This is a genomic window from Bradyrhizobium sp. CCBAU 53415 (genome assembly GCF_028128735.1).
Lineage (GTDB): Bacteria > Pseudomonadota > Alphaproteobacteria > Rhizobiales > Xanthobacteraceae > Bradyrhizobium.
In genome coordinates this window covers 132424-148454 of sequence record NZ_LBJF01000025.1, presented here as the reverse complement: position 1 = coordinate 148454, position 16031 = coordinate 132424, and the positions used below count along the sequence as shown (strand labels likewise).

Sequence of the window (16031 nt, the reverse complement as noted above, 5' to 3'; positions counted from 1 at the left end):
GTCAGTCTCCTGCTGATGAAAAACTGTAGTCGCCGGCGGCCCCAAGCCCCGTGACGAGGGCGAGCTCAGCGATGCGACGGTCAGCGCCGCGGCCCGCAAGCACAGCAACGAGGTTGATGGTCTCGGCGATCAGGGCACGCGGAACCGTGATGACGGCTTCCTGGATGAGTTGCTCGAGCCGCCGCAGCGCGCCGAGCGCGGTGCCCGCATGGATGGTCCCGATGCCGCCGGGGTGACCGGTGCCCCAGGCCTTAAGCAAATCGAGTGCTTCCGCACCGCGGACCTCGCCGATCGGGATACGATCAGGACGCAATCGCAGCGAAGACCGAACGAGGTCAGATAGTGTGGCTACGCCATCCTTGGTCCGCAAAGCCACGAGGTTGGGCGCTTTGCACTGGAGTTCGCGCGTGTCTTCGATCAGCACGACCCGATCGGAGGTCTTTGCGACCTCGGCCAGGAGCGCGTTCGTCAAGGTTGTCTTGCCGGTCGATGTGCCACCGGCGACGAGGATGTTCTTACGAGCAGCGACCGCGCCCTTCAGGATCCTGGCCTGTTCCGATGTCATGATGCCCCTAGCGACGTACTCGTCGAGCGTAAACACGGCGACCGCAGGTTTGCGGATAGCGAACGCAGGAGCAGCAACGACTGGAGGCAACAGACCTTCGAAGCGCTCGCCAGTCCCGGGCAGTTCGGCCGAAACCCGTGGCGCACCGGCATGGACCTCGGCACCGACGTGATGCGCGACAAGGCGAACAATGCGCTCGCCATCCGCTGCGGACAGAGTTTCGCCTGTGTCGATCAGGCCATTCGACAACCGGTCGATCCACAGCCGCCCATCTGGGTTGAGCATCACCTCGATGATCGCTTCATCTTCGAGGTAGCCGGCAATCGCCGAGCCAAGCGCGCTGCGCAGCATTCGCGCACCGCGCGAACTCGCTTCCGATTGAATAGATTGGATTGCCACCGTTCGCCCCCACGATTGAGGACGAAGGAGCGCCCTCAGATGGGGACAATTAGAAAAGCCACCAATGGATTTGGCGCAACAAGCGCTTTCGGTGATCGTAGGCTGGCGTAGAAAAAGAAAGACTGAGAACCGATATTTGACGGCTACTTAATCGTATCCGTTCGCCGCGAGTTGCTGCTCACCACTCCGCATCGTCATCCGTGGGCAGGAGGATGACCGAATCCTCATACAACCCAACTGACTCGACAACGTAGGAAACATCAGTCTGCTTGAAGAAGAGGATTGAACTCATCCACGAAGCAATGGATCGGCGCCAGGGCATAGCGAACCAGCCTAACGCCGCGATCTGCAGCGCTACGTTGAGACCGAACGCAACTTGATAGGCTTGGACGGGCCTATGGCCATCATTCGCAGACCATTGCTCCAGGATAAGACCTGTCGCGTATTGTGCCAGAAACGCCAAACCAAAGTGCAAAACGTTCAAGGCGCCATTGGCACGACCGGCAAGCTCCGGCGGAAAGTAATCCGCTATCACCGCGAAGCTGACCACGGTTGCCGTTCCGACAATTGCGACAACAGACCAGGGCAAGATGGATGGCAGAGGCGCTCGCAGGATCAAGGCAAACTCAGCTGCGATAAACAGTACTGCAACCAGCGCCAATATTGTCTCCGCCCCGATTCCCCTTCGTTTGATGCAATGGACCGTCATACCGAACAACCAGGCACCACCGCTAAGTACGATCGACATCATAAAAAGCTGTGTGACGAGACTTGCGCGATCAAGCCTCTCCACGTCCGCCAGCCATGGCGATGCCCACAATCCCTGCAGGGACCAGGCCGATCCAATGCAAGTCGCCGACAACGGGGCGATTCGCCAAAAGCGCCGATCGCCGAAAACGGAGCTAAGGGTCGCGGGGGTTGACGCCAGCGATGAGACAATGCCTCGTTCGGGCACCACGACGTAGATGAGAGCGGCCGTCGCACAGGTAGCCGCCGCCAGGATCCCAAAGAGCTGCCGCCAGCCCATCCAGGCGAGCAGGTGTTCGACGGGAGCCGTAGCGGTCACCGCTCCTAGCGACCCCAGCATGATCATGTAGCCGTTAACCAAGGCAACTCGTTCCCTGGGGAACCAAAGGATGATGGACTTCAGTCCTGCCGTCAGCGCCGCCGCCACGCCAAGCCCGATCATTGCACGCGCGATCAAAAGGGACAGGAAGCCAGTCGATACTGCGAACACTCCGGCGCCCACTGCTGCGAGCAAGAGCAAAACACTCTGGACGCGACGCGGACCAAAGCGGTCCAACAATATGCCGACGGGGATCTGAGCCGCCGCGAAAACAAGGAAATAGACTGACGTAAGCAACCCGAGATTGGCAGACCCAAGCCCGGTATCCGAGCTGAGATGACTGGCGATCAAAGCGTTGATCGTTCGAAACAGATACGAAAGATAGTAAGCAGCGGCAAACGGGAGAAATACGCGCGCGGTGAGACGCCATGCCCCTGAAACTTGCATGCTGGCCCTTCTTGCTCCTCAACTCATTGGAGCCGATAGCGCGTCCAGCTTTTTGTGGGCTTGGCCAAATTGCTGCGATCGTAGGCTGGCGTAGAAAAAGAAGGACGGGCGAAATGGTCTGCCTACATGGTTCAATCAGGTTTCTTCGGCCGGTTCCGGACGGCGGATCTCCTCGGGAATCTCGCGCAGAAAGCTTTGCCCCTTTTGCAAGCGGCGCCCGAGCGCCTCGACAAATCCTTCGAAGCGCTCCCTACCCTTTATTTGCGCGGCCGCCTGCGCCTCGTTGGGCAACGGTGGGGTGATCGTCAGCCAGAATCGGATAAAGAGGGCCAAGGTCTCGGCCGTCAAACCAACGTCACGCTCCAGCCTCTGCATCTGACGAGATAGCCGATCCAGGCGACGGGTAAACGCTGCCTCCCGCCTGTCTGCTCCATCGGGTGACAGAAACGAAGCGACGGCCGCTTCCACGATTGCAGACCGGGAAAGCTTCTTGCGATCAGCGAGATCGGAGATCTGTTTCAGAAGCTCTGGCGGGAAGTAGACGTTCATCCGGTCGCGCATATTGCCTCAGAGCTCCATGCCGTCATTCGGGTCCAGAGCGACTTGATGGGTGACACCGCGCATCTGTTGGCGTATGAGCCGGGATTGACGGACCGCATCCTCGTCGTCATCAAGCACGACGGCAAATTCCTCTGCCGGTCTCGGCTCGCTTGTTTCTTTGACGATCGCCACGTGATCAGGGAGTTCGGGCTCTCGGCGCAAGCCGCTGTTTGCCGTGTCTTCCTCTCTCTGCCCCCTCCCGATTGATGCCGGCGCCGGTCTTAGCGTTCCAAGTGTTGACCATCCGTCCGTTCGCGGTGACCGACTGGATGCCGCCGGATCGGGCGGCGGCAAGACGCGTTCGGTAAACCGCCGATCCTCGTAGTAGCGGACCTTCCTCGCTCGGATCGGCGGCGTGCCTGCCACCATGACGATCTCGTCCATCGGCGGAAGCTGCATGACTTCGCCCGGGGTCAGCAGCGGCCTTGCCGTCTCCTGGCGCGAGACCATTAGGTGCCCCAGCCACGGGTTCAACCTGTGACCGGCATAGTTCTTCATGGCCCTCATCTCGGTCGCCGTGCCCAAGGCGTCGGACACCCGTTTGGCGGTCCGCTCGTCATTGGTGGCGAAGCTGACGCGGACGTGACAATTGTCGAGGATAGCGTTGTTGGGCCCGTAGGCCTTCTCGATCTGATTGAGCGACTGCGCGATCAAGAAACTCTTGATGCCGTACCCCGCCATGAAGGCGAGCGCGGACTCGAAAAAATCAAGCCGCCCGAGCGCTGGGAATTCGTCGAGCATCATCAGGACACGATGCCGACGGTCGCGGACGTGCAAGTCCTCGGTCAGGCGCCGGCCGATCTGGTTCAGCACCAGACGGATTAGGGGCTTGGTACGCGAGATGTCGGAAGGAGGTACCACGAGGTAAAGCGTCGTCGGCCGAAGATCTGCGATTAAGTCGGCGATCCGCCAGTCGCAGCGGCGGGTCACCCGGGCCACCACGGGATCGCGGTACAGCCCGAGGAACGACATCGCAGTGGAGAGGACGCCGGACCGTTCATTCTCCGACTTGTTGAGGAGTTCGCGCGCGGTCGAGGCAACCACGGGATGCGCACCCTGCTCACCGAGATGCGGCGTGGTCATCATCGCCTTCAACGTCGCCTCGATTGGCCGCTTCGGGTCGGACAGGAAGGCGGCCACGCCAGCCAAAGTCTTGTCCGACTCGGCATAGAGGACGTGGAGAATGGCGCCGACCAGGAGCGAATGGCTGGTCTTCTCCCAATGGTTCCGCTTGTCGAGGGAGCCTTCGGGGTCGACCAGGACGTCGGCCACGTTCTGGACGTCGCGAACCTCCCATTCCCCGCGCCGGACTTCGAGCAGCGGATTATAAGCTGAGGACTTTGGATTGGTGGGGTCGAACAGTAGGACGCGACCATGTCGCGACCGAAAGCCGGCCGTCAGTTGCCAGTTCTCACCTTTGATGTCGTGCACGATGGCCGAGCCCGGCCAGGCAAGCAACGAAGGAACGACCAGGCCAACACCCTTACCGGACCGAGTGGGCGCAAAGCACAAGACGTGCTCCGGCCCATCATGGCGCAGGTAGTCGCGGTCGAGCTTGCCCAGCACCACGCCATCCGGACCGAGAAGACCGGCCGCTTGAACCTCTTTCCCATCAGCCCAGCGCGCCGAACCATAGGTCTCGACATTCTTGGCTTCACGCGCCCGCCAGACCGACATGCCGATCGCCGCCGCGATCGAAACGACGGTCCCCGACGTCGCGATGAAGGCTCCCTCCACAAAGACCTGTGGCGCATAGGCGTCGTAGACGAACCACCACCAGAAGAAGACTGGTGGGTAATAGACCTTCCAGCCCGACAGCTCGAACCAGGGTCGTCCAAGCTCGGGCTGGTAGGCCAGGCGCCAAGCTGTCCACTCAGTTGCTCCCCAGATGGCGAGCAAAACGATCAGGCCGACAACTATCACCTGTCCCCAGAGAATTTTGGTTCCGGACATCCCGAACGCCCTTCCGCAACTGAATTGGAGAGATTGCTAGAGGCCGAGGTCGCGCTTGCGACCAAAACCCCATTCGATGCCGCCGCCGTCCTTCACAACGCCGGTTACGTGTTGGCCGAGCCTCTTCTCGAGTTCGCGCGACCAGGGCACGAGCTGGAAGCCAAGACCGCTGTCGATCATCGCAAAACGCCCGGAGGTGAGTGTCAGCCGCTGGCGATACGTTCCCGCCACGTGCTCCCCGGACGCGGCGTTCACATGAGGCAGGCGGGTGTCGGCCGAGACCTTTGCGGCCACCTCGTCCAGTTCACGTCGGCGCAACGTGTCCAGGAGGTCGCGCTGCAGGATGATGCGTCGGCCCTGCCGCCGCGCCAGACCCTCCTGGATCAGATGCTCGGTACGGGCTTCCATGGCGTCGCGGGTCTCGCGGCCGAACCCGCCCATGGCGAGCGGCATGGGATCACGTTCGACCAGCCGATGGTCGAGCCAGGTTGCTCCTCTCGCAGTGATCTGCTCACGGAGATCGAGATCGGAACGGGTTGCGAGCACCACGGTCGGCCGCGGATCGCCGGTTTGACCGAAGCGTCGGACTTCGACGATTCCGCCGATTGGCGGAGCGTGTTCGAAAGCCTCTACTCCTCGAAAGCGCACGTGGTACGCCCGTCCGTCTGTTCCGTCGATCAGGGCATAAGCTTCGCCGGTCAGTTCGTCATGAAGTCCACGGTCGACCAGTCGTCCGATAATCGGAGATGTCGGCTGTCCGCCCTCGATGACGAAATCGGCAACGCCGCGGGCTCCTCCACGCTCGGTAAAGGCCCGGTGCATTGTTTTGATGATGTCGCCGCGCATACCGAGGTCGCGCAAGCTGCGCTCGGCCTCGAGCCCGACCATCCATTCCCCTGGCGCGGCAGGTGCGGCAAGGCCCATCTTCTCCAGGTGTTGAAGGCGACCGACCATCAGGCGCAGGATCTCGGAATCGGAGCTGCCGAGATTCTCTGGGCGAAGATCGATAGTGCCGGTCTCATCTGCCGCCAGCCGGATCTCCCGATCGAGCCGCGTCCATCGTTCCGCCGTGACTTCCCTCTCCAGCGAATTGCGGATTTCGTGCTCGGGTTTTGGACCCAGTTCGATGGCGACCAGTTCCTCGGCTCGTGAGCGCAGCCCCTGGCTGATGTAGTCGCGGGCGATGACGAGATCTTTCCCTTCCTCATCTACTCCCCGAACGAGAAAATGGACGTGAGGGTTGTCGGTATTCCAATGATCGACAGCCACCCAATCGAGCCGCGTGCCGAGATCGGTCTCAATCTGCTTGGCGAGATCGCGGGTGAAGGCCCTAAGGTCGGTCATGTCGCCGGCATCCTCTGGTGAGACGATGAACCTGAAATGATGCCGGTCGTCCTTGCACCGTTCTGCGAAAGCAGCGCTATCGGCACGGTCGCCGCCGGCATCGAACATCTCGGCCCGCTTGCCACTCCGGGCCACGCCGTCGCGCTTCAGATATGAGAGGTGGGCGGTCAGTGGTGCCGAACGGAAGGCTCGCCCCTTGTGACGAACCACGCGCGCCTTCACCACGACGCGCCGCGTCGGGCTGAACAATCTGGCGCGGCTAAACGACAGCCGGCCGCGGCCAAACGTCGAGCGCCCATGAGCCGCCGAACGCCTGCTCACCACGGTCTGCCCCGAGGTGTGCCCAGCCTTCTTCGCCGCCCGCAGCACCTGGTTGATGAAGCTCTTAGGCTTTGGCGCGCGGGTGCTGCGGATGCGCCCAGGCCGAATACGCAGGTCGCTGTCGCCCACGCTCACGGCGGGGCCTCCCAACTATCAAAAACGCACACGGTGCCGAAAACGCCTTTGATTGCATTCGCCGAAATGAAAGGCGCGGCACGCGCCCCGACCGACCGGCACGCCAGAACCCAAGCCATGCCAATGGCTTGCGGTTCGACCGGCGAGCCCCTTTTATCTCGCCGTCCTGCTGTCGTGCCTCCCCACTGCGCTCGCCTTTCTGCCCATTCTTCTCCAGGCCGCGCTAATGCATGCGAACTCGCGAATTCGCTCATCGTGAGCCTCCCGCACCAGATCTCAGGACGAACAACCCTGTTGCCTGTGGCGCAACGGCTGAAATGTCGTGGATGGTGACGGCCGTTGAAGCTCGGTTCGTTGGGCGCCCAGGCTGCAGCCGGACCGCGGTCGTTGAACTTTCGGACCGCACAACGAAGAGCGCTCCTCCCGATGGCCGCAGACTCGCGACCGCACAGGAACCTGCAAAGTCGCCACCCATGATCGGCACAAGCTTCTGGAGATAGATCTGGGTTTCAGCGGGCAATGGACGGCCGGCGAGATGCTCTTCGTAGCGAGTAGGTCCTGCATTGTAGGCCGCTAGGAAACCCGGTGAACCATACCGGTCGTGCAGTTCGCGAAGGTACGCTGTCCCCACAAGAATGTTGTCATGGGGATCGTAGGCATCGTCGCCGAGGTTGTACCGCAGACGTAGCTCTGACCACGTCTCTGGCATTATCTGCATCAGCCCCATGGCACCTTTCGGTGACCTGGCAAACACGTCTTGTGCGCTTTCGACGTCCAGGACTGCGCGTATCCAGCGCACCGGCACGCCGAAGCGGCGCGAGGCCTGCTCGACAAACTCCGCAAACGGATCGCCAGCTCGATGACTCGCTGAAGGCTCCGCGGTTCGCGTCTCGGCGACAGCAGCGGCGTTACTCACGGTCAGCGCAATGAACAACGGTATGACAGCGCGCAGGCTCGCCTCGAACAAACGCAAGCGTGCCGCCGTGCTCGCTCCCGTCCAGGGTAAAGCGGCTTCGCGCCGGCCATTCGGCCGCCCTGGACCGCCGCTGCGCGCGGCGGCTTCGCAATTGACGGCCGGGATGGAGGAATGGTGCAGCACTTGGCCGAACAGAGGAATAGCTGATCGGAAACTCGATACACGCATGGTCAATCCTCCCAAGTCCACACCGGAAGCGCACGCCCAAGAACGGCCGATGCCGGCAAAAACCGGAAATAGCGGCCATCCAGCGAGTTGGTGGACTGCCAGTTCATGACAAAGAGTTCGCCGTCACCAACGACTCGGCAGCCCTGCCATTTCGGAAGCGGTCGACCGCGTCCATCGCGATCTCGGGCTTGGCCCACTTCGATGGCGTCAACCGAAATGGTGAGCCCGCTTCGGCAAACGGTCTGCCCGGGAAGCGCCAGGACGCGTTTGAGCATCGGCAATCCGGCTGGCAGATAGCCATTCAGGTCGAGGAAAGTCGCGAGCGGCTCCGGTGGCTGTACGGCGAGGAGTTCCGTAACGAATAATTTGTCAGCCGGCTGCACACGGTAGAGCCCGATCGGTACGCTCTCGGATGCATTCCAGATGTAGGCCGGCGTAGTCTCCAGAACGATTGGCGCGATAAGTGCGACAGCACCGCCGAGCATCGTGGTCAACGTCTTGAGCCTTGGTGTCATCGCATGACCCTCTGCCGGTGAAGCCATGCCTGGTGACGAGCTTTTGTATAGGGGCGCGGGTTTTCGTTGACGAACAGACGGTTGTGAACGTGATGCCAATGATCGGGAGCGACGTCGGCAGGATCGACGCCAAGCGCTTCGACGGCGTCGACCATCTGCAGCACCCGTTCGACCTTCGGCCAACCGGAGAGCCGCAGTAAAATCTCCCCGCCCGGCTTCACATACGGCACGGTCGAGCAGCGCTGTCCCGGCGCGACGGCGCGCAAGATGTCAATCCGCGAGATGATCGTGCCAAAGTCGTTGGAGGTCCAACGGACGAAAGCAAAGATGCTACCCGGTGCAAATGACAGGACACGCCTGTGACGATCAAGCTTGCGTTCGTTGACGATACGACCGAACCGAATGCGGTTCTCGATGCGCTTCTCAAGCCAAAGCACTTCAACTTCGGTGAGATCGCTCATGCCGCCGCTCCCAGAAGCTTGAACCTGGAGCCGTGAGCTTTGGGATCGTTGAGGGGCGTGTGCGGCTCTTGAAGGCAAGTAGGATTGACGGCCCGCCGTTGCCGGTTGCCTCCAAGGCATCTTTCGGCATGGTCCGTTAGAAGAAATCCGAAGGATTTCTGGTTAGCGGGGGTACTGACTTGTGCCCCCTGGCCGGCCGCGTTGCGGCGATGATGCCTCATAACGATTCGCGAACGGGACGCGCGGTGCGTTTCGGCGATCTGCGGTGGAGGCGAACGATGGACTTCTATGCAGGGCTCGACGTGTCGGTGGAGGCGACGAACGTTTGCGTGGTGGAGGGTGATGGCAAGGTCGTCCGGGAGGTCAAGCTCGAGACGGATCCGGACGCGATCGAGCTGTTTCTGGCAGAATGGGGCAACCACCTCAAGCGTGTCGGGCTGGAAGCCTTCTCGTACAGCGCCTGGCTGTTCACGGTGCTCAGTGAAAAGGGCCTTCCCGTGACCTGTATCGAGACCCGGCATGCCAAGGCGGCGCTGAATGTGATGCTGAACAAGACCGATCGCAACGACGCCAAGGGCATCGCGCAGATGATGCGAACCGGCTGGTTCCGGGCGGTCCATGTCAAGTCGGAAGGCGCGCAGACGCTGCGGGCGCTGCTCGTCGGGCGCAAGGCGATGCTCAGCAAGGTCCTCGACATGGAGAACATGATCCTCGGCCTGTTGCGCCCGTTTGGGCTGAAGATCGGCGGGATGTCGGTCGGCCGCTTTGAAGCGCGGGTGCGCGAGATCATGGCCGGGAAGAAGGATTTGGAGGCCATCGTCACGCCGTTGCCGGACGCCCGCAGCGCCATGCGGCTGCAGCTGGCAAAGCTGCATCGGCTGGCGCTGGCGGCGGCGCGCAGCGACACTGCTGTGCGGCGGATGATGACCGTGCCCGGTGTCGGCGCGCTCGTGGCGCTGACCTTCCGCGCCACCGTCGACGACCCGGCGCGATTCAAGAGGTCGACCAATGTCGGCGCGCATTTCGGCTTGACGCCGCGGCGATACCAATCCGGGCAGACCGACCGCATCGGCGGCATCTCCAAATGCGGCGACGAGCTGACGCGGGCGATGCTGTACGAGGCAGCGATTGCGATCCTGACGCGCATTCCGAAGAACTTTAAGCGGCGGCTGTGGGGCCTGCGGCTCGCCAGGAAGAAGGGTCTCAAGCGCGCGGCGACGGCCGTTGCGCGCGCGCTCGCCGTGGTGTTGCACAAGATCTGGACCAGTGGCACGACGTTCCGGCTTGGCGCCGGCGGCAAGCGCGGCCGGGTCGCTGCGGCGGTTTGAGGGCCTCCGCGACCCGGCCGCTTCCACGCGTGCCTTTTCCTTCCGCCACGGCGGAGCGGCGTCTCCCAAGGGGACGGGGATTCGGGTGAGATAGCAACTTTTCTTGCCGGCGGCTTCGTGCACATCTTTGAAGCCATCAAGCACGCCGCTGGTTAGCCTGACCGCCCATTCTGCAGATTCCGGCATGTGGTGGCCGTTGTGCCAACCACGGATGTTAGCAAATTCTCCTCGACGAGCGAGCTGCCGCAAGGGAAAGCAACGGGTGTGATGCGGTGACGACGATGCTGGTGATCGCGTGGCGTTGCGCGCGATAGCGCTCGCACACGTGCGTTCGAAAAAAGAAACGCGAGCTCTGCGCGTGAGAGAGTCAGCGCATGAGGCATCCTCGCTGGATGCACGACCGACTTGTTCACAACGCACTGATTCACACCAAGAAGTTAGTGTCAGTACGTTAGAGCGGCTGGAAAGGGCGAAGAAACAAGCTCTTAAGCTCGGCTCCGGTCCCCGATAGCACGAGGATCGGGTTCCCGATAGCACGAGGGTTGCAGTCCCCGATAGCACCAGCTGATTCACAAATTGTCCTCCGAATTTGAAATGAGACCGCGCCGGCGCAGGCGTGCCGTTAAGGGATCAACAGGCGTAGGTGCGAAGTTCAGTCGCTCCGTGCCGTTCGGATCGCGCGTGAGCACGAGCTGATAGCTGGGCAACGTCTGACGTTGAACGATCTGGCGCACGTCGTAAGCGAAGTGCTTGAGCGGTGAGAGGATGCCGGACATGGCATGGAGGTGCACAAGATCAAAACTCCAGCCGCCGTCCTGGCGCCCACCGTGCTTGCGCACGAGCCGGTAGAGCCAGCGCTCAAGTCCATCCGTCAGGTCGAAATAGGCGCGGTCGATGGTCAGCACGAGTGCATCATCGATGACGCCGGCATAGAACCAATCAGGCAGGATCAATTCGATACCGAATAGGCGACCATTTGCATCGGCCGTGTCCTTCCACTCGTTGATCCAGGGGAAGCGATGCCGTCGCCGTTCTGCCGGCTGGCGGATCGATGTCAGCACGGTCGTTGACTGCATTCTGTCGAGGCCGGCCTTAAGCCGGTCATAGTCGCGTGCGCTGGTGCCGCGGCCGACAAACGTCAGAATCTCGTAAGGCGTCGCAGCCATCAGGCGCGACGTCTTCAAGCCGGCCTCACGGGCTTGGACGATCTGAGAAGCGGCCCAAATCAGAACGTCTGCATCCCAGATGGTAGCCACGTCGTGTTTTGGCACCGGTTCGACACGAATTGCGATCGCACCCGCACGGAAATCGATCGGCATGATCCGCTTTGTCTTTGCGAACGAAAAGAACGGATAGGCCATCAGATCCTGCGCGTCGCGCGGCGCGAGATCGCCGGGCAGCGCCCGAAAGAGTTCGAGTTGGTCGCGCTCGGAATGGTGCTTGCGCCGCATGGTCAATACTCTCACGCGGCAATCAGCGACGTTCTTGGCCTGCATACGGCCGCAGCGCCGGGTGCTTCTTGGCCGGCAGCACGGTCCCCTTTCCGGGGTCGGACGTCGACGTCTTGGCGCCGAGGTCGGCCCACGCTTTCAGGTCATCGACTGCGTAAACGACACGCCCGCCAATTTTCCGATACGTTGGTCCAGTACCGTACGTGCGGTGCTTCTCCAGCGTGCGACCGGACAGGCCAAGATAACGCGCGGCCTCAGGTGTACGCAGGAAGCGCGGGGGTAGACCGGCCATCGGATCGGGCATTTGAGAACTCCAAGAGGACAGCGCACCAGGCAGAGCGGTGGCGGCGCGCGTGCGGTCATCATGGAGAAGCGCGATATCGGAGGGGGATGCCGAATTTTGAGGAGTCGATTTTCGATACCCCCTAAGCAGAGGGCTATTCGTCCCAGCGCCCAGGCCGCAGTAGTTTGCGGTAACCACCGCGCATCAACGCGAGGCGGCCTTGCACCAGGCGGACCGTTCGATTGCGCAGATCATGCGTCTTCCAGGCACGGTCGGGGATTCGCTCTTTGCCGAAGAGCGCTTCGGCGATAACGCGATAACTTCCGCCGGCGCTATGTGCGTCGAGTGCGCGGATCGCGGCGCTCAGCCGTTCGCGCCGCTGTTTAGATAAGTGATGAAATGCAGGACCTGGCGCGCGTCCATTCATCGCACGCCACAGCCTGCGGCCGCATACACACGCGCGTCGAAATCGCCATCAAACGGCAATTCGGCCGTGTATGACCCGGCTGGCACCGGCGGCTCTTTGGACCAGATACTGTGATCTACCGCACCGATGCGCAGCACGGCATGTCAGCCGTCGACGGCGCGGCGCACCTGGCCAGCTGTAAGGTCAAGCAGTGGCTGAGACGCCGACCCGAGATCGGCCGTCAAGGCAACCGTCACCGGAACGACCGCCGAACCTCGGGCGCCCAAAAGATCGTGCGAAAGCAGATGCCCCACCGCCTCCTGAACTCCTCCGTCACTTCGCCGTTCGGACTCTTGGCAATCATCACCTCGTACTCGCGCCGATAGTCCGCGTTGCGGCGAAGACATTCCCAGACGATGCCGGTGATTTCAGCGTCTTGTAGGCTTTTGTAGGATTCCGGCGACCGCCAGTCGAATTCAGGCATTGCTTTCGCCCTATTGCACACGGGATTGCGGCACAATAGGTATGAACGAGGCGGTTATAGGAAGCCCTAGTTTGGCACCACGTGGTGCGTCGGAATGACCACCGGTCAGCAAAAGAAAACAGTTCTGCCCGCTGGTCGCCAGCCGGCGATTTTCTTCTATTTCGAGCCGGTGCCGCGTAAGAGGCGCCCTTGCTCGGTCACCCATTTGGCGCGTGCAAGATGACTCTGATATGCGCTCCGGGCGTGGTCCGGTTCTCGCTCGGGGTCCCTATGTAAGACCATTCGCGCCAGTCCGCCCCCCTCACCTTCGGCCTCCAGAAGGCGAACGTACGTGACAACATGCTGTTCGTCATAGGCCGTCAACGTCGGCTCGTTCGGCGCACTGACCGCTACGTCTGGATCTAGGGCTAGCTTCTGCATCGTTATGTTGGCGCCATCGAGCGTGGCGACGTATCAGCAAGCGTCACTATGCTCGGGCAAATTGCTGAAGCATTAGGGGTCGAACCCGGAGACCTGCTCAAAAGGGTTGCGCGGCTTAGCAAATCGTAATCCGCACCTCAGGCCAGCCGCGAAGAGCCCCGCCCGGCGAACCGGACAGGGCTTGATTGAGCGAGCTTACTCGCCGTTCTTGCGCGGCCGCGACCAGAGGAGCGTGTAGCCTTCGCCGCCTTCGTCGTCGAAAAGGTTCGCGTAGATCGGAGCGTTGAAGGAAGGGTCGTCGAGCTTGAGCGAGAGGTAGTCGCGGCCCTCTTCGGAGCGCTTCGACCAGGCGGCCCCGATCTCGGCCCGGCCCACGTAGATGCGGTGGCTGGGGGCGTTGTCGTTGGACCGGTTCGTCTCGGCGACGATGCGGACGCCCTTGGCTTGTAGGCTCAGGGTGACGATCTCGCCCTGGAAATCGTTGCCGACCTTCTTGAAAGAACCGATGTTAGCCATATCACTTCTCCTGTTGTGTTTCGAGCCCGCGACCACCGCGGCCTCGATGGCGATCTGCAGGCCGAAGACGATCGACGACGCACCCGCTCGCGGGCCGGAGCGCAGCGGAGGACACCGTTGTTGCGACTTTCTTGCCTCGCGAGGAATGGGCGAAGCCCAGGGGAAGAAAGTCGCAACAACGGTGTTGCGGCTCAGGCGATCGAGGCGAAGCCGGTCTTCGGCCAGATCAAGCCATCAACGAGGCCACGTGCGTCCGCGTGCTGAACCGCAATCTCAGGAGAAGACATGGCTTACCTCGGTTTTGCTGAACAAGAGGTCGGAACGATTCAGCGCGGAAAGAGAAACAATCTGCTGCAAAGGGCGGTATCGTCTCGCAAGAACGGATCGAGGCAACGCCGCTCCGCCGCGGCTGCGTGGGCTAGACCGAAATGCCGGCGGCTTGATCGAGGAGCTCCGAGGAGGACTGCCTCTCCCGCGCTCAGGTCTCGATCATCCCCGTTCAGCGCGCCGATCTACGCGAACCTGTTCGACGATGACAGCGGTAAACGGACATCCCTCGGGCCTTCCGGCCGTAAGAACTGGTTAGGACGGATTCTCCACCACCCCACCCGGCTCGAACGGGCGGGTCTCCGCCAGAACGATCAAGCGCGTCCATGACGTGACGCCGATGCAAACCGCGCCCCCGCAAGCGAAGACCTCGCGCCAAGCCAACGAAGGCACCGCGAACTGGGACACGGCGAACATCACATGATAGCCGGCAACGGCGGCGGGAATAGCAAATGCTGTGGCGATCGCGATGCGCAAAGCCAAGGACCGGGTAATTGCGACAGCGACTTGGCCGAGGACGAGCGTCAGCGCACCGCCGGCCGTCGCGATAAGCAGCGCACCAATGAGGCCGGCGCCGCTCTGAAACGCCGTCATCCCGATACTCAGTGCGACAAAAAACGGCAAGGCATACACAGCGAGCGCAAAGATCGCCCAGCAGAACAAGCCAATGCCAAGTGTGTTGAGAACAAGCCCAATGGCGAGCATGGTGGTGGCTCCGTGTGCATAAATCTACAGTCGCGCCTTCCACCACCACCACGGCGCAAGTTCAGACCTAAAATCGAAACGAGGCGGAGTTGCGGCGCATGCAACTCCGCTTTAGCGTCTGGAGGCGAGAAGACGGCGCTCACGCGCCGCCGAACCTCCAGACGGGAATGCCGAGGCGCTTCGCTTTGTCCGCCAGGTTGTCCTGGATTCCCGTGCCCGGGAAGTGCATGACGCCGATCGGCAGGAGTTCGAGCATGGCGTCGTTGCGCTTGAACGGTGCTGCCTTGGCGTGCTTTGTCCAGTCAGGCTTGAAGGCGATCTGAGGTACCTTGCGATTGGTCGCCCATTTCGAGGCGATAAGCTCCGCACCTTTGGGCGAGCCGCCGTGGAGCAGGACCATGTCGGGATGCTTGGCGTAGACCTTGTCGAGGCGGTCCCAGATGAGATGGTGATCGTTGAAATCGAGCCCGCCGGTAAGTGCGATCTTCGGTCCTGGCGGCAACAAGACCTCGGTTTCAGCGCGACGCTTGGCAGCGATGAAGTCGCGAGAGTCGATCATTGCTGCGGTCAGCCTGCGGTGGTTCACCAGCGATCCCGATCGGGGGCGCCAGGACCATCCGGTGTGAGTCTCGAAGCGCTCTGTGGCCTGATCGCGGAAGAGTTCGAGGCAGTTGCGACGCTCGATCAACGAAATGCCTTCCGCCGTGAGGCGCTCGAGTTCGACTGATCGTACTTCCGAGCCGTTCTGCTCGCGCTGGCTCTTCTGTTGCGCCTGTTCGTTATCGTCAAGTTGGCGTCCGATGCGGTCGACGGCACGATGGAACAGGTTGACGGTCGACCAGAGCAGATCGGCAAGGTCCGGCTCGAGCCGTGTGTCGCTGAATGTTGCGACCAGGGCATCAAAGATGTCGGCAACGGCCCCGGCGACGATCTTGCCCTCGGGAAGTGGCCGTGGATCGGGTTGGTCGTCGAATGGACGGTAGCCGAAGAGCTGCAATTCAGTGAGAACGTGATCGGTCGGAGATACGCCGTGCGGCGGTTCGATATCGTCGTGGTCAGTCATGGAAGAGGTCCTTTGCCGGATCGGCCGCGCCCATCGCGGCCTTCGTGGCGATCACTCAGACGGCGGGCGGAACGGGCCAGAACCCGAAGGGCCGAAGC

The 16031-nt window shown here is 61.8% G+C and carries 18 protein-coding genes; 2 read left to right on the top strand and 16 right to left on the bottom strand.

The features are described from left to right. Nucleotide 1: 1 nt before the first annotated feature. The 8 genes from trbB to XH87_RS21685 form a co-directional block, all read right to left on the bottom strand. Nucleotides 2-916 (bottom strand): P-type conjugative transfer ATPase TrbB, encoded by a 915-nt coding sequence (gene trbB, locus XH87_RS21720; protein ID WP_271588818.1) that lies wholly within the window; start codon nucleotides 914-916, stop codon nucleotides 2-4. Between the two features lie 226 nt (nucleotides 917-1142). Continuing rightward, a complete protein-coding gene (locus XH87_RS21715) occupies nucleotides 1143-2477 on the bottom strand; it encodes an MFS transporter (RefSeq protein ID WP_271588817.1) in 1335 nt (444 codons plus the stop codon). 135 nt (nucleotides 2478-2612) lie between these two features. Beyond that, nucleotides 2613-3038, bottom strand: a complete 426-nt coding sequence (locus XH87_RS21710) for a CopG family transcriptional regulator (protein ID WP_271588816.1) — start codon at nucleotides 3036-3038, stop codon at nucleotides 2613-2615. A 6-nt stretch (nucleotides 3039-3044) separates the two neighbouring features. After that, nucleotides 3045-5030, bottom strand: a complete 1986-nt coding sequence (locus XH87_RS21705) for a conjugal transfer protein TraG (protein WP_271588815.1) — start codon at nucleotides 5028-5030, stop codon at nucleotides 3045-3047. A 36-nt stretch (nucleotides 5031-5066) separates the two neighbouring features. Beyond that, nucleotides 5067-6830 carry a relaxase/mobilization nuclease domain-containing protein gene (locus tag XH87_RS21700; RefSeq protein WP_271588814.1) on the bottom strand — a complete coding sequence of 588 codons (1764 nt, stop codon included), beginning with the start codon at nucleotides 6828-6830 and terminating at the stop codon, nucleotides 5067-5069. A 250-nt stretch (nucleotides 6831-7080) separates the two neighbouring features. Further along, nucleotides 7081-7974, bottom strand: a complete 894-nt coding sequence (locus XH87_RS21695; RefSeq protein ID WP_271588813.1) for a lytic transglycosylase domain-containing protein — start codon at nucleotides 7972-7974, stop codon at nucleotides 7081-7083. Between the two features lie 2 nt (nucleotides 7975-7976). Further along, a complete protein-coding gene (locus XH87_RS21690; protein ID WP_271588812.1) occupies nucleotides 7977-8489 on the bottom strand; it encodes a S26 family signal peptidase in 513 nt (170 codons plus the stop codon). Continuing rightward, nucleotides 8486-8950, bottom strand: coding sequence for a DUF2840 domain-containing protein (locus XH87_RS21685; RefSeq protein ID WP_271588811.1), 465 nt, complete (start codon nucleotides 8948-8950; stop codon nucleotides 8486-8488). Before XH87_RS21685 ends, XH87_RS21690 begins: the two co-directional genes overlap by 4 nt. A 278-nt stretch (nucleotides 8951-9228) precedes the next feature. Between XH87_RS21685 and XH87_RS21680 the strand changes: the two genes are divergently transcribed. After that, nucleotides 9229-10278 (top strand): IS110 family transposase, encoded by a 1050-nt coding sequence (locus XH87_RS21680; protein ID WP_271588810.1) that lies wholly within the window; start codon nucleotides 9229-9231, stop codon nucleotides 10276-10278. 569 nt (nucleotides 10279-10847) lie between these two features. On the opposite strand, the gene XH87_RS21675 is transcribed toward XH87_RS21680, so the two are convergent. The 5 genes from XH87_RS21675 to XH87_RS21655 all read right to left on the bottom strand — a co-directional run bounded on the left by XH87_RS21675 (nucleotide 10848) and on the right by XH87_RS21655 (nucleotide 13322). Then, nucleotides 10848-11729, bottom strand: coding sequence for a replication initiator protein A (locus XH87_RS21675; protein ID WP_271588809.1), 882 nt, complete (start codon nucleotides 11727-11729; stop codon nucleotides 10848-10850). 22 nt (nucleotides 11730-11751) lie between these two features. Further along, the gene (locus tag XH87_RS21670; RefSeq protein WP_036006809.1) at nucleotides 11752-12033 is read right to left on the bottom strand and encodes a helix-turn-helix transcriptional regulator; all 282 of its coding nucleotides are present in this window, start codon (nucleotides 12031-12033) and stop codon (nucleotides 11752-11754) included. 133 nt (nucleotides 12034-12166) lie between these two features. Beyond that, nucleotides 12167-12439, bottom strand: a complete 273-nt coding sequence (locus tag XH87_RS21665; RefSeq protein ID WP_271588808.1) for a DUF2285 domain-containing protein — start codon at nucleotides 12437-12439, stop codon at nucleotides 12167-12169. Between the two features lie 232 nt (nucleotides 12440-12671). After that, complete coding sequence (locus XH87_RS21660; protein WP_271588807.1) at nucleotides 12672-12902, bottom strand: transcriptional regulator domain-containing protein; 231 nt, start codon at nucleotides 12900-12902, stop codon at nucleotides 12672-12674. A gap of 156 nt (nucleotides 12903-13058) precedes the next feature. Continuing rightward, on the bottom strand, nucleotides 13059-13322 hold the full coding sequence (locus tag XH87_RS21655; RefSeq protein ID WP_271588806.1) for a DUF2285 domain-containing protein: 264 nt from the start codon (nucleotides 13320-13322) through the stop codon (nucleotides 13059-13061). Between XH87_RS21655 and XH87_RS21650 the strand changes: the two genes are divergently transcribed. Continuing rightward, on the top strand, nucleotides 13317-13451 hold the full coding sequence (locus tag XH87_RS21650) for a helix-turn-helix domain-containing protein (RefSeq protein WP_442868296.1): 135 nt from the start codon (nucleotides 13317-13319) through the stop codon (nucleotides 13449-13451). The genes XH87_RS21655 and XH87_RS21650 overlap by 6 nt on opposite strands. A gap of 66 nt (nucleotides 13452-13517) precedes the next feature. Here XH87_RS21650 and XH87_RS21645 read toward each other — a convergent pair whose 3' ends face one another. The 3 genes from XH87_RS21645 to XH87_RS21635 form a co-directional block, all read right to left on the bottom strand. Next, entirely contained in the window at nucleotides 13518-13838 is a 321-nt protein-coding gene (locus XH87_RS21645) for a DUF736 domain-containing protein (protein ID WP_018454792.1), read from the bottom strand. A 582-nt stretch (nucleotides 13839-14420) separates the two neighbouring features. Beyond that, nucleotides 14421-14870, bottom strand: a complete 450-nt coding sequence (locus XH87_RS21640; RefSeq protein ID WP_271588805.1) for a hypothetical protein — start codon at nucleotides 14868-14870, stop codon at nucleotides 14421-14423. Nucleotides 14871-15009: 139 nt separating this feature from the next. Further along, nucleotides 15010-15933 (bottom strand): DUF2493 domain-containing protein, encoded by a 924-nt coding sequence (locus XH87_RS21635; protein WP_271588804.1) that lies wholly within the window; start codon nucleotides 15931-15933, stop codon nucleotides 15010-15012. Nucleotides 15934-16031: the final 98 nt, after the last annotated feature.